This is a genomic window from Thioclava sp. NS-SX20, from assembly GCF_057380695.1.
This window is the reverse complement of the sequence record NZ_CM170816.1, coordinates 2,737,416-2,759,922: the sequence shown is the minus strand read 5'-3', so window position 1 is coordinate 2,759,922 and position 22,507 is coordinate 2,737,416. Positions and strand designations below refer to the sequence as shown.

General features: G+C 60.1%; 21 protein-coding genes and 1 tRNA gene. 9 read left to right on the top strand and 13 right to left on the bottom strand.

Features of this window, described 5'->3' with window-relative positions; translation table 11 throughout:
* Nucleotides 1-24: 24 nt before the first annotated feature.
* Nucleotides 25-867, bottom strand: a complete 843-nt coding sequence (locus AC2ISB_RS13575) for a flagellar motor protein MotB (RefSeq protein WP_339108756.1) — start codon at nt 865-867, stop codon at nt 25-27.
* 144 nt (nt 868-1,011) lie between these two features.
* Here AC2ISB_RS13575 and AC2ISB_RS13570 point away from each other — a divergent pair, with 144 nt between their 5' ends.
* From AC2ISB_RS13570 to AC2ISB_RS13555, 4 genes are read left to right on the top strand one after another with little or no spacing between them, the layout of a single operon-like run.
* Nucleotides 1,012-1,626, top strand: a complete 615-nt coding sequence (locus AC2ISB_RS13570; RefSeq protein ID WP_486575452.1) for a paraquat-inducible protein A — start codon at nt 1,012-1,014, stop codon at nt 1,624-1,626.
* On the top strand, nt 1,623-2,240 hold the full coding sequence (locus AC2ISB_RS13565) for a paraquat-inducible protein A (RefSeq protein ID WP_339108753.1): 618 nt from the start codon (nt 1,623-1,625) through the stop codon (nt 2,238-2,240). Before AC2ISB_RS13570 ends, AC2ISB_RS13565 begins: the two co-directional genes overlap by 4 nt.
* Nucleotides 2,237-4,258 carry a PqiB family protein gene (locus AC2ISB_RS13560; RefSeq protein ID WP_339108752.1) on the top strand — a complete coding sequence of 674 codons (2,022 nt, stop codon included), beginning with the start codon at nt 2,237-2,239 and terminating at the stop codon, nt 4,256-4,258. The genes AC2ISB_RS13565 and AC2ISB_RS13560 overlap by 4 nt, the downstream gene beginning before the upstream one ends.
* Nucleotides 4,259-4,266: 8 nt before the next feature.
* On the top strand, nt 4,267-4,860 hold the full coding sequence (locus AC2ISB_RS13555) for a PqiC family protein (protein ID WP_339108751.1): 594 nt from the start codon (nt 4,267-4,269) through the stop codon (nt 4,858-4,860).
* A gap of 57 nt (nt 4,861-4,917) precedes the next feature.
* On the opposite strand, the gene AC2ISB_RS13550 is transcribed toward AC2ISB_RS13555, so the two are convergent.
* From AC2ISB_RS13550 to AC2ISB_RS13500, 11 genes are all read right to left on the bottom strand, one after another.
* On the bottom strand, nt 4,918-5,469 hold the full coding sequence (locus tag AC2ISB_RS13550; protein WP_339108750.1) for a flavin reductase family protein: 552 nt from the start codon (nt 5,467-5,469) through the stop codon (nt 4,918-4,920).
* Nucleotides 5,470-5,860: 391 nt separating this feature from the next.
* Nucleotides 5,861-6,238 carry a hypothetical protein gene (locus AC2ISB_RS13545; RefSeq protein WP_406720142.1) on the bottom strand — a complete coding sequence of 126 codons (378 nt, stop codon included), beginning with the start codon at nt 6,236-6,238 and terminating at the stop codon, nt 5,861-5,863.
* Nucleotides 6,235-7,323: a flagellar type III secretion system protein FlhB gene (flhB, locus tag AC2ISB_RS13540; protein WP_486575448.1), complete on the bottom strand. Its 1,089-nt coding sequence runs from the start codon at nt 7,321-7,323 to the stop codon at nt 6,235-6,237. The genes AC2ISB_RS13545 and flhB overlap by 4 nt, the downstream gene beginning before the upstream one ends.
* On the bottom strand, nt 7,320-8,090 hold the full coding sequence (locus AC2ISB_RS13535; protein ID WP_339108747.1) for a flagellar biosynthetic protein FliR: 771 nt from the start codon (nt 8,088-8,090) through the stop codon (nt 7,320-7,322). Before AC2ISB_RS13535 ends, flhB begins: the two co-directional genes overlap by 4 nt.
* Nucleotides 8,087-10,111 (bottom strand): flagellar biosynthesis protein FlhA, encoded by a 2,025-nt coding sequence (gene flhA / locus AC2ISB_RS13530; RefSeq protein WP_406721628.1) that lies wholly within the window; start codon nt 10,109-10,111, stop codon nt 8,087-8,089. Before flhA ends, AC2ISB_RS13535 begins: the two co-directional genes overlap by 4 nt.
* A 53-nt stretch (nt 10,112-10,164) precedes the next feature.
* Nucleotides 10,165-10,557, bottom strand: a complete 393-nt coding sequence (locus AC2ISB_RS13525) for a hypothetical protein (RefSeq protein WP_339108745.1) — start codon at nt 10,555-10,557, stop codon at nt 10,165-10,167.
* 99 nt (nt 10,558-10,656) lie between these two features.
* Entirely contained in the window at nt 10,657-11,439 is a 783-nt protein-coding gene (locus tag AC2ISB_RS13520; protein ID WP_406721627.1) for a 3'(2'),5'-bisphosphate nucleotidase CysQ, read from the bottom strand.
* On the bottom strand, nt 11,432-12,775 hold the full coding sequence (locus AC2ISB_RS13515) for a TldD/PmbA family protein (RefSeq protein ID WP_486575446.1): 1,344 nt from the start codon (nt 12,773-12,775) through the stop codon (nt 11,432-11,434). Before AC2ISB_RS13515 ends, AC2ISB_RS13520 begins: the two co-directional genes overlap by 8 nt.
* Before the next feature lie 70 nt (nt 12,776-12,845).
* Nucleotides 12,846-14,345 (bottom strand): DUF2125 domain-containing protein, encoded by a 1,500-nt coding sequence (locus tag AC2ISB_RS13510; protein WP_486575444.1) that lies wholly within the window; start codon nt 14,343-14,345, stop codon nt 12,846-12,848.
* Nucleotides 14,346-14,515: 170 nt separating this feature from the next.
* Nucleotides 14,516-15,901 (bottom strand): adenosylhomocysteinase, encoded by a 1,386-nt coding sequence (ahcY, locus tag AC2ISB_RS13505; RefSeq protein ID WP_486575443.1) that lies wholly within the window; start codon nt 15,899-15,901, stop codon nt 14,516-14,518.
* Nucleotides 15,902-15,988: 87 nt separating this feature from the next.
* On the bottom strand, nt 15,989-16,540 hold the full coding sequence (locus tag AC2ISB_RS13500; protein WP_486575442.1) for a hypothetical protein: 552 nt from the start codon (nt 16,538-16,540) through the stop codon (nt 15,989-15,991).
* A gap of 285 nt (nt 16,541-16,825) precedes the next feature.
* On the opposite strand from AC2ISB_RS13500, the gene AC2ISB_RS13495 reads away from it, so the two are divergent.
* Both AC2ISB_RS13495 and AC2ISB_RS13490 read left to right on the top strand, forming a co-directional pair.
* Nucleotides 16,826-17,791: a glycosyltransferase family 8 protein gene (locus tag AC2ISB_RS13495; RefSeq protein ID WP_406735748.1), complete on the top strand. Its 966-nt coding sequence runs from the start codon at nt 16,826-16,828 to the stop codon at nt 17,789-17,791.
* Nucleotides 17,788-18,372 carry an HD domain-containing protein gene (locus AC2ISB_RS13490; RefSeq protein ID WP_339108739.1) on the top strand — a complete coding sequence of 195 codons (585 nt, stop codon included), beginning with the start codon at nt 17,788-17,790 and terminating at the stop codon, nt 18,370-18,372. Before AC2ISB_RS13495 ends, AC2ISB_RS13490 begins: the two co-directional genes overlap by 4 nt.
* On the opposite strand, the gene AC2ISB_RS13485 is transcribed toward AC2ISB_RS13490, so the two are convergent.
* Nucleotides 18,373-19,404 carry a LacI family DNA-binding transcriptional regulator gene (locus AC2ISB_RS13485; protein WP_339108738.1) on the bottom strand — a complete coding sequence of 344 codons (1,032 nt, stop codon included), beginning with the start codon at nt 19,402-19,404 and terminating at the stop codon, nt 18,373-18,375.
* Between the two features lie 304 nt (nt 19,405-19,708).
* Here AC2ISB_RS13485 and AC2ISB_RS13480 point away from each other — a divergent pair.
* The 3 genes from AC2ISB_RS13480 to AC2ISB_RS13470 all read left to right on the top strand — a co-directional run bounded on the left by AC2ISB_RS13480 (nt 19,709) and on the right by AC2ISB_RS13470 (nt 22,506).
* A tRNA-Arg gene (locus AC2ISB_RS13480) sits at nt 19,709-19,785 on the top strand.
* A 293-nt stretch (nt 19,786-20,078) separates the two neighbouring features.
* A complete protein-coding gene (locus AC2ISB_RS13475; protein ID WP_486575439.1) occupies nt 20,079-21,176 on the top strand; it encodes a helix-turn-helix domain-containing protein in 1,098 nt (365 codons plus the stop codon).
* Nucleotides 21,169-22,506 (top strand): plasmid recombination protein, encoded by a 1,338-nt coding sequence (locus AC2ISB_RS13470; protein ID WP_486575437.1) that lies wholly within the window; start codon nt 21,169-21,171, stop codon nt 22,504-22,506. The genes AC2ISB_RS13475 and AC2ISB_RS13470 overlap by 8 nt, the downstream gene beginning before the upstream one ends.
* Nucleotide 22,507: the final 1 nt, after the last annotated feature.

The window sequence follows — 22,507 nt, the reverse complement described above, 5'->3', positions numbered from 1 at the left end:
CAAATTGTATGCGGGACAGCCTGATCACTTTCGTAAAAGGACGATTTCCAGCCGGTTATTGCGGATAGACATCGGAATTTCACTGGCAGGCTTGCGATCTGCAAACCCTGTCACACGCTGGATTCGCCGCTTGTCGAACCCGTCGCCCTGCATCAGCATCCGGACCTGCTGCACTCGCTCTGTCGACAGATCCCAAACGGGATTCTGGCGCAGCATTTCAGGATAGGCACGGGTGAAACCGTTAATCGCCACCTCATTGGGCACCAGATCGAACACCCGTGTGACCATCGCCACCAACTCTTCGAGAATCGGTTCCGGCGTACTGGTATCGGGCGCAAAAAGCGGCTCGTCGGCCAGATCGAAAAACTCCACGATCAGCCCCTCATCTGTCACCTTGGTCACGATATGGCGCGACATCTTGTCGGTCACCATGGATTCGCCGCCGATCCCCATCAGCGCCTCTTCTATTTTCGCCGCCACCTGGTCGAATTCGGCCGCTTCGCTCTCGTCCTTGGCTTCCACACCACTTTGGCCGCGCGCCTGCCGCGCCTCGGTTGGCATATTCATCGACGCACCGGTGCCCATCTGCGCGATCGTCTCTTCGGAAAAGATGGAATCCCCCCCGAAAGAGCCATCGCCGCCACCCGAGATCCGGTTCACCGCAATCGTGGGATTGAAGTAATCCGCAATGCCTTTGCGCTGCTTCTCGGTCGTCGCGTTCAACAGCCACATCAGAAGGAAAAACGCCATCATAGCGGTCACGAAGTCGGCATAGGCCACCTTCCATGCACCGCCGTGGTGCCCGTCCCCACCGGACACCTTCTTGCGTTTGATAATAATAGGGGCCTGATTATCACCAGAGCTCATGCCACCACCTCTTTTCACCCAAGCCGGTTGTAGCAAAGTGATCTTAAACACTGTTTAACACTTAAAATGCGTGACATTTACGCCGCGATCACGTGCACTGCGCTTGTATGCCCACCGCAGCAAGCTAAATTAGCCGACATGAATATGACAGAAGATCACAGCAAGCTTATTGCTTGTCCCCATTGTGATACGCTGCACCATCTCTCGCAGATCGGCGAGGACGAACGCGCGACCTGTGCCTGCTGCGGCACCTTGCTGATTGCTCCGCGCAATCGGTCCTTCCTGCATGTCGTGGCCTTGTCCTTTACGGCGATGATCCTGATGGTTGCGGCGTTCTGCTTCCCCTTCCTGCAGATTTCGGCCCGCGGGCTCACCCATGAAAGCTCGGTCCTCGGGGCGGCCTCCGCCTTCTCGGGCGGCTGGCTGGCCCTGCTTTCGGTGGCCACCGTCGCGCTGATCATCGGGGTTCCGGTTTTCCGCTTCGGTGCGCTGATCTATGTCCTTCTGCCACTCAGCTTCGACAAGAAGCCCTGGCCCAAAGCACGCGGCGTGTTCCGGCTGGCCGAACGGTTGCAGCCCTGGTCGATGGCCGAGATCTTCATTATCGGGACCGCCGTCGCCCTGGTGAAAATCGGCGGCCTTGCCACGATCTCCTTCGGACCGGCCTTCTGGGCCTTCTGCGCCCTGATTGTCATAATGGCGCTGAAAAACAGTTTCATGAGCAAATGGGTAATATGGGACGCCATCGGGAAGAAATGAGATATCTCTCCGCCACCGATGCAGGGCTGATCGGATGTCAGCAATGCGGGCGCGTCTGGCCGAAGGATCAACAGCGCTGCGGGCGCTGCGGGGCAAAGCTGAAGCCTGTCAATGAGGCATCGCTTGAACGGGTCTGGGCCTTCTGGTGGGCCGGTCTGATTGCCTATATCCCGGCCAATCTCTACCCGATCATGCATACGAAATTTCTGGCCACCGATAGCCCCTCGACCATTATCGGCGGGGTCATCACCCTGATGGGCCACCACAATTACGGAATTGCCGCCATCGTCTTTCTGGCGTCGGTCTGCATCCCCATCGCGAAATTCTTCGCTGTCGCCTATCTGGCCTTCACCGTAAGATCGGGCAAGAAAGACGGCGGGCACAAACGTCTTATGATCTACGAGATCGTCGAATTTATCGGTCGCTGGTCGATGATCGACGTTTTCGTGGTCGCTATTCTTTCCGCTCTTGTCCAACTTGGCTTTGTCGCCTCGATCCATCCGGGTCCGGCGGCGGCGGCCTTTGCCCTCTCCGTAGCACTCACCATGCTCTCGGCCCAAAGTTTCGATCCACGCCTGATCTGGCGTAGCGTAGAAAGACCTGCCTCCGAATGACCGAAGATCCCAAACCCGCCGACCTGCAAAAGACACAGGCCAAGAAACCCATTTGGGCACGACTGTCGCTAATCTGGTTTGTGCCGCTTTTCGCGCTTCTGATCACGCTCTATGTCGCTTGGCACACCTATTCCGACCGCGGCACCCTGATCTATGTCGATTTCAAGGATGCCACCGGTATCACCGCAGGCGAGACCGTGCTGAAATATCGCGAAGTCTCTGTCGGCACGGTCGAGACAGTGGGCTTCACCAAAGATCTTGGCGGGGTGCGCGTCGGCATCAGGGTTCATAATGACGTGGCGAAATATATCGACAAGGATGCCCGTTTCTGGATCGTGAAACCCGAGCTGTCGGCACAGGGGATCTCGCGGCTGGATACCGTCCTGTCGGGCGGCTTCATTCAGGGCTGGTGGGACAACAAGATCAGCGATCCGCAGACCGAGTTCGAAGGGCTCGACAAACAGCCGGTCACCGAAGATCCGAATTCCGGCACGCAGATTATCCTGCGCGCCCGTGACGCAGGTGGACTGGCCGAAGGCGCGCCGGTGATCTATCGCGGCCTCACTGTTGGCAAGATCCAGAACCTGCGTCTGGACGAGGGGGGCAGCGGCGTGTTGATCGATGCGTTCATCAACAAGCCCTATAACGCCCGCCTGACCACCACGACCCGCTTCTGGGATGCCTCGGGGATTTCGGTCAATCTCGGGGCCAACGGGGTGTCGGTCAATATGCGTTCTCTGGCCTCCATCGTGCAGGGCGGGGTCGAGTTCGACACTCTGGCCACGGGCGGCAGCTTCATCCAGAACGGCTTCCCCTACCGCCTCTTCAAAGACGAGAACGAGGCCCGCAACTCCATTTTCGGCGGCGAGTTCTTCGAGCCGGCACGCTATACCCTGCTGTTCGACGAGCCGGTGCAGGGCATCGAGATCGGCACCAAGGTCGAGTTCCGTGGCGTCGAGGCCGGCGAGGTCACCGACCTGTCGATCAAGGTTTCCGAAGACAGCCTCGGCACGAAATTCGCGCGCCAGCAGGTGGTTATCTCGCTGTCGCCCGAACGTCTGGGGCTGGAGCGCAATACCGACAATGACATCGTGACCCAATTCTTGGAGAACGAGGTGGCAAACGGTCTGCGCGCCCGCATCACCGGCACCGGCCTTCTGGGCCAGACGCTGGTGATCGAACTGACCGATGTGCCCGACAGACCGAAGGCCGAGATGGACACCAAGGCCGCGCCCTATCCGACCATCCCGACCGCGCCGCAGACAGCCAATTCACTGGCAACCTCGGCCGAGGGCGTGTTCAAGCGCGTCGAGAGCCTGCCCATCGAAGAGCTGATGACATCGGCCACGCAGATGTTCCAGTCGATCACCGCAATCGCGGGGCAGGATCGCACCAAGCAGATTCCCGACGAGCTGGCAGGAACGCTGGGCGAGATCCGCAGTCTGGTCAACGAGCTGAACAAGAATGATGCGGGCAAGAAAGCCAGCGATGCCATTGATAATGTCTCGCAGGCCGCAGATAGCGTGATGACCGAGATCGAGGGCCTGAACGACACGCTGGCCTCGGCCGACAAAGCGGCACAGCGGATCGCGGATATGCCGCTGGGCGATATCGGGGATAAGGTTGACGGGATCCTGGGTGACCTGCGCAAGATGCTGAACACCGATGATGCCGAAGCCCTGCCGCAGAACCTGTCGGATACGCTGCAACAGCTTGCGGGCCTTCTGCGCGAGCTGCGAGAAGGCGGTGTGGCCGAGAAGCTGAACGGCACCCTCACCGCCGCGCAGGATGCGGCGGGGTCGATCCAGTCGGCCAGCGACCGTCTGCCCGCACTGACCAAGCAGTTGCAAGACCTGACAACGCAGGCACAGGGGCTTGTCGGTGCTTATGGCGACCGCTCTAACTTCAATTCGCAAGTCATGGACACGATGCGTGATCTGCGCCGCACAATTGATGCGGTCGGCTCGCTCGCACGCATGATCGAACGTAACCCGCAAGCCTTCATTACCGGGCGCTGAGGATGGACATGATGATACGTTTTACGACCTTCTCCCTGATTGGTGCCGCGCTGGTAACACTGGCCGCCTGCTCGGATCCGCTGGACACGGCACAATATGCCATTGATCCGGCTCCGGCCAAAGACACGCTGCCCAACCGTCTTGGCCGCGCCGAACTGCGTGAGATCTCGCTGCCCGATTATGCATCGGGACAGGAAATCGCATTCCAGACGCCGGATGGGGCACTGCGCTCCAGCCCCGACAATATCTGGGCCGATGACCCCAAACGCGCGATGACGCTGGCGCTGGCACGGCAGATTTCCGAGATGTCGGGCGCGACCGTTATTGCCGAACCCTGGCCGCTTGCCTCGGACCCGCAACGCAAGATCGAGGTTCGGGTGGATCGTTTCCTTGCCGCCGCCGACGGAGCCGTACATCTGGACGGGGTCTACTATGTCTCGCCCGCAAGCTATGCGGCTTCCGGCGGCGATACGGTGCGCCGCTTTGATATCACGGTGCCGATGGGAGGGGTCGCGGGCAAAGCCGCAGATCCGGGTCTGATCGCCCGCACCCAAAGCGCAGCGCTCGGCCAGCTTGCCGCGCAGATTGCCCAGATGAAATAAACAAAGGCCCCGATTGCGGGGCCTTTTTCCATCAACAAGCGCGAAACCCGCCGCTGTTCAGACCTTCTGGAAGGTGCCGAAAGCCCCATGTGCAAAAAGCATGGGCGTCCCGCTGCCCGTGGCAAAACGCATTACGCGCCCGATGATGATCGTATGATCACCGCCTTCATGCATGGCCTCTGTCACGCAATCGAAACGCGCATGGAAATCGGGCAGCACGGGCACATCTTCCGCATTCAGGTCATAGCTCAGCCCGTCGAACCCTGCTCCGTTCCGCCCGAAACGTGGAATCAGATCCGCTTGCGCATCATGCAGGACGTGGATCGAAAAGGCCTTGGCAGCCGTGAAATGGGCATGCCGCACCGAAGCCCGCGCCGGAGACCACAAAACCAGCGGCGGGTCGAGCGAGACCGAGGCAAAGCTGTTGGCCACAATCCCCAGCGGACCGGCTTCAGGCTCGTCACGGCGCGCCGTCACGACCGTGACCCCCGTCGCAAAACGCCCCAAGGCCGCGCGGAATGCCCGCATATCCGCCGGATCGGGCGACTGGAGCGCGGCTTTGTTCTGCGCCGCCTCTATGGCCGCATCAATTTTATCGCTTTCCTGCATCTCGCCCCTGTTCGCTTGCGTTCCTGAACAGATAACCCGTCCGCTGCTTGACGCAACCCTTTGAATCAGGCGCGGGCCCCTTCGATCCGGCCTTCGCTGCGGCAAACCACCCTCATTCAGCCTGTTTTTTACCACCCTAGCGCGTATATGGAATATTTTTTAGGCATGTGACTAATTTCACGCCAGCCATCCCCTTGGTTCGCAGCTTTGCTTTGATCTGGGGGGCGGTTTTCGGGAGGATGGTTATACGGAATACACGTTTCCTTCCTTCAAGGCCCCTGCAAAGGGCGCCACAAAGAGCTGCCTGACCGGCGACGGTCCTCCTCCCCCGAAAACGGATCAGGCAGCTCGCCTCCCCTCCCGCACAAAACTCCTGCCCAGAACTCCTGCCTTAGAACTCCTGCTTGCGCAGCTTCTCGATCTTGTCCTGATCGCGGATCTGTTCGTCGATCCTCGTCAGCGCCATATGCTGCCCGAAACGCCGTGCCGAACGCTGCCGTGCCTGTTCGACCTGCGCATCCATGGCACGCTTTTCCTGCTCGAGCGCCTCGACCTTGCGCCCCGCCCATGCGCGATAGGATTCGATCATCTTCAGATCGGTCATATCCTGCACTGGCTGGCGCAGGGCCGTGCTGGCCGACTGGGTGATCTCGCCCTGTTTCATGGCCAACAGCGCCTGCGTCTGCTTCAACCGTGCAAGTTTGGATAGCTCGACATCTTTCATCATCGCCGCAATCGCAATCATGCGGCCATATCCCTGCTGACTCATGCGCCCCTCCTTTGACGTGCGCGCTGACGCATCTTATCGGCAAAACGGATTGCGGCCGCGACAGACTTGTAATGCTCGCTCTTGATCTCGTCGCCGATATCCAGCGTGGCATAAAGCGCGCGCGTGCTGGGCGGGTCGCGATGGATCGGAATGTTGTGCTCTGCCGCGATCTCGCGGATCTTCAGAGCAACATCATCCACCCCTTTGGCCACACAGATCGGTGCCCGACGCGAGGCACGGTCCCATTTGAGCGCCACAGCATAATGGGTCGGGTTGACCATCACGACATCGGCCTTGGGCACCTCGGCCATCATCTGGTTCATCGTGATCTCGATCCCGCGCTGGCGACGCTGCTGTTTCATATGGGGATCGCCCTCGGCCGACTTCATTTCATCCATCAGCTCCTTGCGCGTCATTTTCTGCCGCTTCAGAAATTCGTAGCGCTGCCAGATATAATCCACCGCCCCGACAATCACGGCCAGCATGGTGATAAGAAACAGAAATTCCAGGATGATATGCATCAGATCCGCAGTGGCCAGATCCACCCCCACCCGCTGCGAGATCAGGATACGGTCCAGATGGCGCTGAATGAACCATCCCAGCAAAATCGCCACAATCACCAGCTTCACGAAGCTCTTGAGAAACTCGAACAGACCGTTCGGACCGTATTTCTGCTTGGCATTCGAAAGCGGATTGATGCGGCTGCCTTTGGGCATCAGCTTTTCAGGCGCGAAAACGATCGCCTTCTGCGCCAGAAGCGCCGCCAGAACCAGCACCATCGGCACGATAAACCACAAGACAAGCGGTGCGACGACTTCGCCGATGATTCCGCCCGCAATGGTGGAGCCACCGGACTCCATCTGCTCTTGCAGCATATCGACATGGCCGAGAAACTCCATCAGCCGTGACCCCAGCTTCAGCAGCGTCTCGCCTCCGAAGGCATAGGATGCGATCAGCACACCGGCATAAGAGGCGGCCACCGTAATCTCGGCGGATTTGACAAGATCACCCTTTTCCCGCGCCCGATCCAGCTTTTGCTGTGTGGCCTCGTATTCCTTTTCGCTTTCATCGGTATCGCCACTCATCGCATCACCGAAAACGGGTTGAAGAGGAAGCTCCCGAAGGCCTCGCGCCAGACAATAAGCCCTGTGGGCAAAGCGATTGCCATCAGCACGATCCCTGCCAGAGTGATGGCCGGTGCGCCGATCATGGCCACCATAAGCTGCGGCATCGCGCGGTTGATCACCCCCAGCGCGGCATTATAGACCAGCCCGAGAATGACAAACGGGGCCGCGATGGAAAAGCCCAGCCGAAACGATTTCGCGACACCGGCAACCCCCCATTCACGGATCAGGTCGGGGGCGGGAAACTGTCCAAAGGGGAAGGCTTTATAAGAGCCGATCATCAGTTCGGCCGCCTGCACATGCAGCCCCATCGCAAAGGCCAGCGCCAGCCCCGCCGTGGTCAGCATGAAGCCGACGGCAGGCTGGGATTCGCCGCCCGCCCCGAAAATCTGGGCCAAAGAGGTCGCCTGCGCGATGATCATCCCCGCCATTTGCAGCCCGTAGATGAACATCCGCATGATCACACCGATCGAAAGGCCGATCGCGGTTTCGGGCAGGATCAGGCCAAGGCTGACATCATGGGGCAAGTGCGCAAGCTGCGGGCTGACCGCGGGGGCCACCACTGCCGTGAAGGCCAAAGCCGCGCCCAGCTTGACGCGGCTCGACAGGTTCTGTTCGCCGAAGCCGGGCATGACCGATACCATCGCCCCGACCCGCAGGAATACCGCGAAAGCGATCATGAACCCCTGATGGGTAAGATTGAGCACTTGCGCCGCCAGATCGATCATGCGGGCACCACCCCCAGCATCGCAGGTTTCGCATCCAGCCCGATCTCTTCGAAAGACAGCACCGGTGCCGAAATCCCCTTGGCCCCCAGAACGGTCTTGATGAACCGCCGCCGACGCGCCGAGGTCACGATGGCCGGAAACACGCCCTGCTCCCCCACCCGAGCGATACGTTCCGCGATGTTATTGACCAGACGCGAGAATTTCTCGGGCGGAAGCGCAATATCCCCATTCCCGTTATCACCGGGCAGTTGATAGGCCGTAAAGGTCTCTTCCCATTCCGGTGCCAGTTGCAGCAGGGGCAAGGTGCCATCCTCGCGGCGGTATTCCGCGACAAGCTGGAAGCCCAGCCGCTGGCGGACATGCTCGGTGATCAATTCGGGCGAACTCATCCCGCGCGCCTCGGAGATCGCCTCGACGATCAGCAGCAGATTACGGATGGAAACACGCTCTTCCAGCAGCAGACGCAACACCGCCAGCAGCATATCGATCGACACTTTATCCGGCACCAGCTCGTCGAGGATACGGCGGTTGGCCTCGCCACGGGCCGGATCTGAGAGGTTGCCGGTTTCCTCCAGCAGGCGGCGCAATGTCTTCAGCGTCATCAGGCGCCCGAAATTGTTCTTGATGACTTCCAGAAGATGGGTCGCCAGAACCTCGGTCGGTGTCACCACGGTCGACCCCGTCAGCGCCGCCTCTTCCTGCGCATCCAGCGGCACCCAGCGGGCGGGCGCGCCATAGACCGGCTCGCGGACATTTTCCCCTTTGGGAAGCAATTCGGCATTATCCGCCAGCAGGGCCAGCACCTTTTCGGGGTATAGCCTGTCACGCGCCTGTTCGACCCCCTGAATGCGGATGCGGTATTCCCCCGGGGCCAGCGTGGAATCGTCGGTCAGACGGATCTCGGGCAGGATCAGACCGAAGCTTGCCGCCACATGATTGCGCATATTGTTGATCCGCACATCCAGTCCCGTCGCGGGGTCCAGCGCCATTGCCACCAGATCGGCGGAAAATTCCACATGGATATCATCGACATCCAGCACATCCCCCATAGATTTCTTCTTCTTGGGTTCGGGGGGCGGCATGCGCATGGCCGCCTTGGCCTCTTCTTTCTTGGTCTTCTTGTGCAGATGATAGGCAGCACCGCCCAAAGCCGCAGCCCCCAGCATGAAGGGCACAAAAGGCAGGCCCGGCACCAATGCGAAAAGCGCCATCAGCACGCCCACGGTAATCAGCGCCGGCGGATATTTCGAAAGCTGTCCGAAAAGGTCGCTATCGGCCGAGCCATTGGCTCCACCGCGCGACAGCAGGATCGCGGTCGCTATCGAGATGATCACGGCGGGGATCTGGCTGACCAGACCATCGCCAACCGTGAGGATCGCATAGGTCTTGAGCGCATCCGATAGCGCCATACCATGCACCGCCATGCCGATCGACAGCCCCACAATCATGTTGAGCATCGTGATCATCAGGCCCGCAACCGCATCCCCCTTCACAAATTTCGACGCCCCGTCGAGCGAGCCGAAGAAGGTGGTTTCCTTCTGTTCACGCTCGCGGCGGGTACGCGCTTCGGCATGGTCGATGGCCCCCGCGCTCATATCGGCATCAATAGCGAGCTGCTTGCCCGGCATCGCGTCCAGAGCAAAGCGCGCCCCCACTTCGGCCATCCGGCCTGCGCCCTTGGTGATCACGATGAAGTTCACGATCAGGATCACACAGAACACCACCAGACCGATCAGGACAGAGCCGCTCATGATGAAATTCGCGAAGCCCTCGATCACGCCCCCCGCCGCACCGGTGCCGGTATGGCCCTGCCCGATGATCAGCTTGGTCGAGGAAACATTGAGCGAAAGCCGCAGCATCATCGAGGTTAGCAGAACCGTCGGGAAAGACGAGAAATCCAGCGGTCGTTCGATGAAAAGCGTGATGGTGAAGATCAGGATCGCGATGGCAAAAGACACCGCCAGCCCCAGATCCAGCACCCATGACGGAACCGGCAGAATCATCATCACGATGACCGCCATCAGGGCCAGTGCCAGCAGGATCGTCGGCTGGAAGATTTGGGCAATGGTGATTTTCACTGTGCGTCCTCCTGCGCGAAGGCCGCGTCATTTTCGGCAGCGACATCCGTCATGGGGGCCAGTGTCGGCGGGGCAACGGCAAACAGGCTGCCCGCACCGGTCGACGACGTTGCGGTGCCCTTCTGGAAGAACGGGTAGGTATTGACCCGCGGCTCGGGCGGGGTCTCGGCCACAAGCGCATCGGCACGCAGCACGCGCCCATCAGGAAGCTGGGCAAGCTCCGGCAGCTCGGGGATCTCCGGCAGGCCGTCCGAAGGGGCAGGATCGTTCCAGACCGCCATCACATCCGCACGCAAGGCAGAAAGCGGCGCCTCATCCGCCAACACCACGGACGCAAGCCCGAGGATACCGATTAAAAAGACAGCCAGTAGCCGCCGGTAATTGATCATGGGATTCGCCCCGCAAACGCAATTCTTGCTTTGTGGGACGCTAGGGCGAAATCGTTAGCAATTCGTAACTAGCGACTTTGATTAAAGTTTTATCGAGCCCTAGTTCCGAAGCTGTGCCATGAAATCCGCATGCAATTCCGGCGGCGCCACAACCAGCCCGTCCTCCTGACATTCCGGACGGTTAAAGCCGAAAGGTTCGCCAAGGCGGTTGGTCACCCGCACCCCCGCGCGCTCCGCGATCAGACTGGCGGCCGCCACATCCCATTCCCAGGACTTGCGCATGGAGATCGTTGCGTCAAAACGCCCCTCGGCCACCAGACATAGCCGCCACGCCATAGAGGGACGGAAGGCGCGCTCGTAGCCCGGAAAGCCGTTCAGCCAGATCCCCGGATCATCGCTCAGCTTCGAGGTCAGCACCGTAGCGCCGCGTATCTGCGTGGTCTTGCTGGGCTGGATCGGTGCGCCATTCAGCAGCGCAGGCCCGTCCAGCGTGGCGGTATAGGTCAGGTCCAGCGCGGGCATGTGCACGACACCGGCGATCACGCGCCCGTTTTCGGCCACCGCGACAGACTGCCCGAACCCCGGATCCTCGCCCAGAAACGCGCGGGTTCCATCAATCGGGTCGATGATGAAGACACGTTCGTTTTCAAGGCGTTCAGCCCCATCCACACTTTCTTCCGAAAGCCAGCCATAGGCAGGGCGCGCCCCGCGCAGATGGCTTTCCAGAAAGTCGTTCACCGCCAGATCGGCCTCGGAGACGGGGCCCTGATCGGCGGGCTTGTTCCACGCCTCGGGGGATTGTTTCCAATATTGCAGTGACAGCTCGCCCGCCTCGCGCGCGACCTTCTCAAGAAGCTGCAGATCGTCGATGTAATCATTCACCGGCAAGTGTTAACCCCTCAACCAGAAGCGACGGAACAACATGGCTGAGATGCGCACGCGCATCATTGGCCGCGATCATGCTGCGCAGCATATCACGCAGGTTGCCCGCAATCGTGCACTCATTAACAGCATAGGCAATCTGCCCGTTCTCGATCCAGAACCCGTTGACCCCACGCGAATAATCGCCGGTGTTAGGGTTGATCGTGGCACCGATGAACGAGGTCACCAGAAGGCCTGTGCCCATCTGCGCCATCAGCGCCTCGCGGCTGAGATCCCCTTGGGTCAAGGCGATATTCCCCGCCGCAGGGGCCGGCGCGGAAGACAGACCGCGCGAGGCATTGCCGGTGCTCTCAAGCCCGAGCTTGCGCGCGGTTGCCAGATCCAGCGTCCAGCTTTTCAGAACCCCGTTTTCCACGATCACCCTCCGACGGGTCGGCAGACCCTCGGCATCGAACGGGCGGGAGCGCGAAATCCGCACGCGATGCGGGTCTTCGATGATCGACATCGTCTCCGGCAGAACCTGCTCGCCCATTGCATCGCGCAGCCACGAGGACCCGCGCGAGATCGAGCTGCCATTCACCGCCGACAACAGATGCGAGATCAGGCTCGAGGACACGCGCTCGTCGATCAGAACCGGATAGGCACCGGTTTTCGGGCGGCGCGGGTTCTGCCGTGCAACGGTCCGCTCTGCCGCCAGACGCCCCACCTCTTCGGGGCTGGGCAGATCGGCCTGAAAGATGCGGCTTTCTCCGGCATAATCGCGTTCCATCGTCAGGCCCTCGCCCGAGATCGCCACACCGGACAGCCCCCGCGATGAACGCGCATACCCGCCGCTAAATCCGTTGCTGGCGGCCATTTCAACACGTTGGCGCGTGAAGGACGCAGACGCGGCCGACACTTGGGTGATCCCCTCCACCGCCAGAGCCGCGGCCTCAAGACGCAGGGCGTCCTCTTCCAGAGCCTGCGCGGTGGGATCGTCAGAGGGGTCCTCCAGCTCGAGCGCCGCAATATCCCAATCACGGGCAAGCTGCGACGGATCGGCAAGGCCCGCATAGGGGTCTTCAGGCGCAATCCGCGCCATCGTTACCGCACGCTCGGCCATGTCACTGATCGTGCGGTCGGAAATATCCGATGCCGACACGCAGGCCTGACGCCCGCCAATCAGCACCCGCAAACCGATCTCGACCCCTTCGGCGCGTTCGGCCTGTTCCAGAGCCCCCTGCCGCACGTCAATCGACACCGCCGTACCATCGACGGCCATCGCATCCGCGCTCTGCGCCCCTGCCTTCTTGGCAGCGTCCAGCAGTCGGGCGGTCAGATCACTGAGATCAGACATGGGGGTCTCCTTGGTCTAGATGGCAAGACGCCCGGCACGGACCGGGCGACTCACACGATTTCTCATGCTCTTACTGGATACGCTGGCCATTTGCCAGAATTTGCCCGTCTTCGGCAAATTCCAGATCGGTTTCCATCGCATCGTCACCGGTTGGTTTTGCATATAGCCCGAGGATCATCTGGGCAAACATCGCCTGATCCTGCGGCAAAAGCCCCATATCGGTCAGTTTCGACATCAGCCCCTTGGCCCCGCTCAGCGCCAGATGCACTTTGCCCACCGGCCACGGAATCCCCGCCGCACTGTCAAACGTTACCGCGCCTTTCCCTTGCAGATCCACCCCGACCGCATTCAGATGCAGGGTATCGAGGTTCATATCCCGCAACTCGCCCGGCGCGCCGGGAAGCGTTGCGAAATCTTCCGAGAAGATGTCCTGATTGACCAGAGCATGGCCCGACAGCTTGAGGTCGAGATGGGCGGGATCATGCGGCAGCTTGCCTTGCGGGTCGAGCATGGTCCAGACCTGATCGCTCAGCGTCAGACCGGAAAGGCCCAGATCCAGCCCGAAGGGTTTGGGATCCTTGCCCGCCGCGATCGGGAAATCCGCACCGCTTTGCGCATGATCAAGCGCGAAAGAAGCCTCGATCGGCATATTCGGTGCCTTGACGTTCATTTTGATGGCATTGCCGTTGGCATGGTAGAAAACCATGCCGTCTTTCATGTCGATTTTCTGATCGCCATGCTCCGCCTTGAACTGGATGCTGGCGTCGCCATCTTCCGATTGCGCGTCGAAATTCAGCGACATCGGGCCGACCTTGCTGAACAGGCGGCTTTCCACGCCCGGGGTGCTATAGGCGGCCATCTTGCCGTCAAGCGTGACGCCCTCCGGCAGGGTCGTGGACATGTCGGTAGAAATATCGCTGAGCGCCCCAGCCACGACAAAGCTGCCGCCAGCCGGATCGCTGCCCTTCCCGTTCAGAGTGCCCTGATCGATGTGATAGGTGCCGCTTTGCTTGGTGCCCGCGCGCAGGTCGTTATTGAAATCGCCCTTCATACCGGTCAGGCCAAGGGTCACAACGGTCGGGAAATCGGCCTCGTCCTGATGCACGGTCTGCTTGAGATCCATCTGTAGATCATCAATCCGCAGATCGTAATGCACATTCTGCGGCACGCCCGAGGCCACCACATCGGCCCCCTTCACGCGGAAATCGGAGGCCGCCGTCACAACCGGCTTACCCTCGAGCACCGTCTTGCTATCGCCTTTGATATCCTTGCCGATATCCACACGCACACGCCCGTCGCCCATCTCGATAAAGTCGAGCTTTGAGACCGTGAAACTGTTGGCGGATGTCACCTTGTCGCTGCCCGGTGCCTCGCGCGTCAGTGTCACGCCCTGAACGGTCAGGCCCTTGCCATTCGGCGTGACGGATTGAGCCGAAACCTCGAACCCCATCCCGCGATACAGATCCTGCACATTGGTCCAGACATCCTGCGCCGTGACATCTGCAAACCCTGCCGTCCCGATCATTGCCAGACAGGTCGCCGTGACGGCCACCCCAGTAATACGAGCCATACAAAAGCCCCCTTTAACGAAATTTGGCACACAATCCTTTTTGCCGCCCGCCGCGTCAACCCCGCGCCGCGCCCCCGAAGATCATCTTTCCATGCTTTTGACGAAAACCCTGTGCAAAAAACAAAGCCCCGGCGCGGGCCGGGGCTTTATCAGAACGGATAACCGTCAAATCAGTAGCGGTAATGTTCCGGCTTATAGGGGCCTTCGACCGTGACGCCGATATATTCGGCCTGATCGGGGCGCAGTTCGGTCAGTTTCACACCGATACGGCCCAGATGCAGGCGGGCCACTTTCTCGTCCAGTGCCTTGGGCAGGATGTAGACGCCCGGCTGGTAATCTTCGCCCTTGGTCCAGAGTTCGATCTGCGCCAGCACCTGATTGGTGAAGGAGGCCGACATCACGAAGGACGGGTGACCGGTGGCATTGCCGAGGTTCAGCAGACGACCTTCGGACAGCAGAATGATGCGCGCGCCCGAGGGCATCTCGATCATATCCACCTGATCCTTGATGTTGGTCCACTTGTGGTTCTTCAGCGCCGCGACCTGAATCTCATTATCGAAGTGACCGATGTTGCCAAGAATCGCCATATCCTTCATCTCGCGCATATGCTCGATACGGACGATGTCCTTATTGCCGGTGGTGGTGATGACGATATCCACATCCGAGATGACATCTTCCAGACGCACGACCTCGAAGCCATCCATTGCCGCCTGAAGCGCGCAGATCGGGTCGACTTCGGTGACCTTCACACGGGCACCTGCGCCGCGAAGCGAGGCCGCCGAGCCTTTACCCACATCGCCATAACCGCAGACAACCGCAACCTTACCGGCCATCATCACGTCGGTCGCGCGGCGGATACCGTCGACCAGCGATTCCTTACAGCCGTATTTGTTGTCGAATTTCGACTTGGTGACGGAGTCGTTGACATTGATCGCGGGGAACGGCAGCTGGCCCTTCTTATGCAGATCATAGAGGCGGTGCACGCCGGTGGTGGTCTCTTCCGAAACGCCCTTGATCGCGTCGCGGGTCTTGGTGAACCAACCGGGGCTTTGCTCCATACGCTTCTTGATCTGCGCTTTGATCACGGCCTCTTCTTCGGATTGCGGCACGGGGATGATATCCTCACCCGCTTCGGCACGTGCGCCCAGCAGAACGTAAAGGGTGGCATCGCCGCCATCGTCGAGGATCATATTCGCGCCCTCGGGGAACTGGAACGAACGATCGAGATAATCCCAATGCTCTTCCAGCGACTGGCCCTTCACGGCAAAGACCGGAACACCTGCTTCGGCAATCGCCGCGGCAGCGTGATCTTGGGTCGAGAAAATGTTGCACGACGCCCAACGCACATCCGCCCCAAGCGCCACCAGCGTCTCGATGAGAACAGCGGTCTGGATCGTCATATGCAGCGAACCAACGATGCGCGCACCGGCCAGAGGCTTGGATGCGCCGAACTCGGTGCGACAGGCCATCAGCCCCGGCATCTCGGTTTCGGCGATGTCCAGTTCCTTGCGACCGTAAGCCGCAAGCGCGATGTCTTTGATTACGTAATCAGCCATGCTCGGCTCCCAGTTACCCTTGCTGGGGGATTACCTAGCATCCCCCTGCGTTCTGGGCAATTCTGACGAGCCATTTAACGTAGTGTCTTATCCCTTAACGGGAAGGATTTCTGCGTTTTCCAGCATTGCGACAGGGCTATCACCACGCTCCCAGCCCATACCGGAGGACAGGACACAGGCAACGCCATCCGCACGGTTATAGACCGCCGTCCACGTGCCCATGATATCCGAGGCCCAGAACTCGATCGAACGGTGCTCCCCGATCTCGCGCTGCATCCGTTTCTTTTCGGCGAAATCATGGTCAAGCGTCCGGGTCAGGGCCGCCGGTTTGTCACAATAAGGGACATTGGTGGCCTGATCATCGCCGATCTGCTGGATTTCATCAAACATCGACAGATCGCCGTTGCCATAGATCGGCCCCATCGGCTCGTCCATCGGGCGCCCCATATCTCCGTCATAAGAAACCGTTTGCGGAGCGGCGACAGGGTCTGCCTGCGCCGCCGCAAGGCCGATTTCAGGAACATCCATCTCAAACCCGTCAAGGTTATCCACCTTTGACATGGCAACTGTAACCGGCAGCGCAACCGCAAGGGCCGTAACAGCAGTGATCGTCGCAACTTTCTTTGGGCCGAGGCGCATGATGTTCCTCCTTATGTCCTGTTCGATCCCTCAACGCGCCCCGACCGCCCTTTGTTCCCGTTTCACCGATTTCGCGCTTATCTGACGGGGCTGCAGGCATAACAGCGCCCTGCCAAGGACCGTAAACGGTATTGGATCAAGCCTTTTCATAGGCCGCCTAAATCTGATAAATCCGCGTCGATCTTGTGGTGCAAAGCCGGGTCGTAGCACTCGCCCCAGAATTGCGCCTGACAGATTTCGAATCGGTTAAGAGACGCTTGCGTCACCTTTCATGCGGGAGAAATTATGACCATCAAGGTAAATGCCAGCCGCCCCGCTGCCCATCGAAAGGCGATCATTTTCTGCTGCGACACGGGCTACCTTCCCTATGCAAGCCTCGCCGCGGAGCAGATCCTGCAATCGACACCGCGCCATGATTTCGACATCTGCATCGCCTTCAACGAACGCCCTGTGCGCCTTCCCGAAAGCCTGTCACATCTGAACATCCGCCTTCTGAAGGTGGATATAGGCACGATGTTCGAAGGGCTGCGACTGGATGCGGGCAAAAGCCATGACGTGTATCTCCGGCTCGCCCTGCCGCAAGCACTCCGCGAGGAGTACGACCGCATTCTCTACATGGATGCCGATATCTACGTGCAAAGCGGGGATTTCTCGGCCCTGATGGACTGCGATCTGGGCCCCCGCCCGCTCGCCGCCGTGCGGGACAACATCCAGTGGCGCACCCCCACGCGGCGGGCGATGCAGTTCAAACGGCTCGGGCTGCCAAGTGCCCCCTATTTCAATGCAGGCATCCTGCTGATGGATGTCCATAACTATATGGCCAGCAACCTGCTGGAAAAATGCGTGGACCTCGGGCGCAAAGAAGCGTCGCGCATGATCCGCCATGACCAGAACCTGTATAATTCGGTGCTGCAAGGAAACTGGGCCGAGCTAAGCCCGTTCTGGAATTGGCAATATAGCTGGGCCGCGCGGTTCTTTTGCGACGTACAGGGCCCGCATGTGATCCATTTCATCGGCAATTCGAAACCTTGGAAAGACACGGACGGACAATTCCCTCCCCGCTTCCGTCTGCATTACAGCCGTTTCATCCGCGCGCATTTCCCCGACCATCCGGACTGCCATATCCCGCACTCCCAACTGCCCCCCGATGGTATCAGGATGCGGAAGATGCTGATCAAGCACCTCCTCTCGTCAAAGGCCATCGGGCGCTATCTGGGCCGCTTCCCGACCGATCTGACGGTGATCAAATGAAACGCGCATGGCAACGCATGCTGTCTGGCCGCAGGCTGGATCTGCTGGACCCGACGCCTATGGATATCGAAATCGAGGATATCGCCCACGGGCTATCTTTCGTGGCGCGCTGGAACGGGCAGACCATCGGCGACTGGGCCTATTCCGTCGCCGAGCATTCCATTCTGGTCGAGGAAATCTTCGGCCTTCTCTATCCCAAAGCGACAGCCAGATCGCGCCTGGCAGCGCTGCTGCATGATGCCCCCGAATATGTGCTGGGCGACATGATTTCCCCCGTCAAGGCGGCCATCGGGCAGGATTATGGCGTTCTGGATGCGCGCCTGACGGCCGCGATCCATCTACGCTTCGGATTACCGGCACAGATCAGCCAGCAGCTCAAACGCCAGATCAAGCGCGCCGATATCGTCTCGGCGCGCCTTGAGGCCGAACGGATCGCAGGTTTCTCCGCCACAGAGGCCGACAAGATCTTCGGCAGGGTCGATGCCGATCTCGCGGCGCGGCTGGAAATCCAGCTACGCCCCCCGCGCGAGACACGCACAGCCTTTGTCGCGCGCCACGCCAGATTGCTGGAGGCGCTCTGATCAGACCTTACGAATGGTGTCGCCCATCTGCAGCACCGGCTCCAACACCAGCTTCTCGCCCCCGATCATCCCGCTATGCGGCACACCGGCGATAATCTCTGCCGCCTTGAGCCCGATCTCGCGGCGGCAGGAATCCATCGTGGCCAAGCGCCGCGAGAATCCGTCCAGCAACCGCAATCCGTTAAACCCCGCCATCCCGATCTGGTTGGGCACATCATAGCCATTATCCAGACACCACAGCATCCCCCCTGCCCCGATCATATCGTTCGAGTAATAGAGAAAATCGAGATCGGGAGAACGGGTCAGGATCGTCTGGGTCATCTCGCGTCCCTTCGCCAGCGCCGATCCACCGCCATAGAATTCCTCATCGGCAATCGACAATCCCGCTGCGGCAAGCCCTTCCTTGAACCCTTCGAAACGCTTCCGTGCGCGATGGTCTTCCGGCATTTTGGACCCCAAGAAGCCGATCCGCTTATATCCCGCCGTCACGATGGCTTCGGCCATCTGCAAGCCCGCACGACGATGCGAGATCCCCACGACCGAATCCACGCCCTCGCCATCGGCATCCATGATCTCGACCACAGGAATACCCGCATTGATCAGCATGGCGCGGGCGGCCTCGCTATGTTCAAGCCCCGCGATGATCACCCCCGAAGGACGCCAGGACAGCATCTCGTACAGAACGCTCTCCTCCTTTTCAGGCGAATAATCGGTCACACCGACCACGGGCTGCAAGCCACTGCCCTCCAGCCCGTCGGAAATTCCGGCCAGCACCTCCGGAAAAACAAGGTTGCCAAGCGACGGGATAATCACCCCCACCAGATTGACGCGCTGCGAGGCCAGAGCCCCCGCAATCTTGTTGGGCACATAACCAAGCTGCTTTGCGGCTTCCAGAACCCTGCTGCGCGTGGTGGCCGACACATCTCCACGGTTGCGCAACACACGGCTCACCGTCATCTCGGAGACACCGGAGGCCTCGGACACATCACGCAGGGTCAACGGGCGGCGTGTATCATTGGGCGGTTTGGTCACGATGATGTCCTCGACTGCTGTTTATTCTTGTTAGCGTCAATTATTTGTCTTGCGCAAGTGCAACCGCTGCGCTATGTTAGCGATAACAGGAGGGGCAAGAATCCGAAAAACCCCGACTGACATAGGCAAGACCGCGTGTAGACTCCGATCGCGGGATCGCTAAGGCAAAGGGGAAGCGGTGGGCCAATTCGCTTCCCCTTTTCATTTTGCGACCATCATTTGTGATGCGAAAAGCAAATAGGCTTGAAACCGATAGCATTTGTGGGCATCAAGACCCTGCCTCAAGACCAAGTCAGTCTTGCGGGGCCCCGTGGCTCAACTGGATAGAGCAGCCCCCTCCTAAGGGGCAGGTTACAGGTTCAAATCCTGTCGGGGTCACCAATTTTCGCAGCAATTTCAGAAACTTGCGCGACGCACCCTGCAGATACCTGCAATATCATGCGCCGGATTACGCGCGACTACGGGGCTGATCCCCGAACATCCGGTACAAAACCTGTACAGCACCCTTGGCCATCAGGTCCAGTGCAGACAAACGAAAACCCCGGCTCGGCGGCAACCGGAACCGGGGTCAAACGTCAGAAGAAAGCACTCAACTTTCCTACACAGGGTATCGCAACCCCTGCCCGGCGATCAATCGCAAAAGTTATTCCGTATATTTTTTGCGGGGTGCGGGCATGACACACCACCTCACGCATACCGGTTTGCCGCCCGGTCTGGACCGTTGGGCACTGCTGCGATTCCTCAAAACCGCGCGCCGTAAACTCGGCTTGAGCAAGGGAGCCATCGGCTATCTGGCTCTTGCCATCGAGCGCACGATGGATGGCGATTTCGTCACAGGGCGCATCTGCGCCTTCTGGATGTCTGTCACCGAGATCGCGACGTCGCTCGACATGGAGCGCCGTCAGATCGCCCGTATCGAGGCCGAGCTGATGGCCCGAGGGCTCATCCACAAATCCAGCACCACGCGCGGAAGACGTTGCGGCACAAGGCTGCGCGGGCTCGTCCAGCATGAGTTCGGCATCAACCTCGCCCCACTGATCGAGCGCGCGCGGGAGATCAAGGCGATGGCGCTTGCCGTCGAAGACGAGCAAAAGGCCGCGAAAGCCCTCCGCCCACATATCAACAAGCTGTTCCAGCGCATCCGCGATCTGGATGACGAAGAGGCGATGATTGCAGCAGACACCATTCTGCCCAGTCATCGCCCCTCGCTGATCCATGATCTGGCGCGTCTGCAGGACGTGGCGGCGGCGCTTGAGGCGGTTCTGAACGACTATGATAGCGCGGGCGGTCATGCGGAAATGTCCCACCAGTGGGACATTTTGACCCCACCCAATACTCATAAGAAAACAATTCATAAAACCTGTAGTGCCAAGAAGCCGGAAGTAGCTCGGCTGCTCCGCACCACGGCACGGCAGATCTGGCTTCTGGCGTCGGAACCTTTCCGTGAATATCTGGCCTTCTACGCCTCGGGCATGGAAACGGGCGGGCTCCCCGATGAAAGGGCCTTGGTGCTCGCCGCGCAGGACTATGCCCAGAACCTCCAGCTTTCCATGAAGGAATGGCATCGGGCCTGTGAGACCCTTGGCGCGTCACGGGCGGCGCTTTGCCTCCTTATCGCGGATCGCAATGCCCAGAGAAACGATCAGTTCAGGGTCAGGGATGCCGCGCGGGCTTTTGTCGGCATGGTCAGAAAGGAGGCGCGTGAAGGTGCTGTACTGCAGACGCTCCTTGCCGAACTGACCGATTTCAGCACGAGGCATTCGAATGTCTGAGAACAGAGGCAAATCGATCTTCGCGCATAAGGCGACCTTCTCTGCCAAGGGCAACGGCAAGAACATCTCGGCCCGCGCTGTTGCCGAAGAGGCCGAGCGCCTTCAGGGCGCCTGCCCGCATGTGCCAAACCCCTTGCCCCCGATCATCATCGAGGGGATGCGCCCGACCGCCGCTATGGATCTGCTGGAAGAGCGCATCACTCAGCAGAACAAACGCCTGCGCGCTCTGCGCAAGGCGCATCCCGAGCGTAAGGGCGAATATCGCGGCATACGCAATGACACCCATATCCTCGTCGCCAGCGTCTTCAGCTTCCCTGATCCCGTGTCTGACATGATCGAGGAGGAATATCAGCGCTGGCGCGAGGACGTCATCGCCTTCGCCAAGGAGGATGCGGCCAGCAACGGCACCGAGGTACTAAGCGTTGTCGAGCATCGGGACGAAGCGCATCCACACATCCACATTCTGGCAGCTCCGATCTGCACGAATGACAATATACGGATGAACGCCAAGCTGTGCCACGAAGGGCATCGCGACCAGCAGGCGCATATCGATGCCAAATGGTCTGGCTCCCCTTCTCGTAGCTACAAGTTAGCCATGAAGGGCTGGCAGGACCGCTATCACGAGGCGGTCGGCAGCAGGCACAATCAGGCTCGTACCGGCCCGCGTCGTCGTCGCCTCGACCGCAAGTCGTGGAAGGCCGAACAGGAGCGGCTTGGCGCGCAGAAACGCACCGCAGTTGCCCTGCAGCGGGAGGACGTAGCCACCCGAGCCGCAGATGCCGCAGAGAGCCGCCAGAGGGCTGCGCTGGAAGTGTCCGTCGCGCAGATGATCGAAGAGGCGGAGTTGGCGCATATCATTGCAGAGGAAGGGCTGATCGCGGCCCTTGAGCACCGGCAAGCCGCCCCCGAGCTTATCAACCGCCTGAGTGCCCGTCGTGACGGCATGTCACGAACCTACCGACCGGAGGAACGCGCCGAGATGCGAACCGATCTCTGGCCCGCAATCACGGACGGCATCAACCGGCTGCAACAGCCGCCCAACGCGGCTACGCCGGTTGCAGGCTTCGAGCAGCTTTTCAGGCAGCTGGACGACTGGCTGGGGGATCTCGCGCGCATTCGGCCCCGCTGGTTGGCATGGGAAGATTTGGGGCAGGAAATCAGCCAAGAGGCGCGTAAAGCCTTTGATCTCCCCTTCACCCCGATAAATCTGGCCAACACCGTTGAACAGTCGCCCGCATGGAAGCAGCTAGTCGAAAGCGCCAAGACAGGCATGTCGCGCGCTCTAGGCGTCAAAGATCGCCTGATAAGCTTGCTCCCAGGGCGGCGGTGAC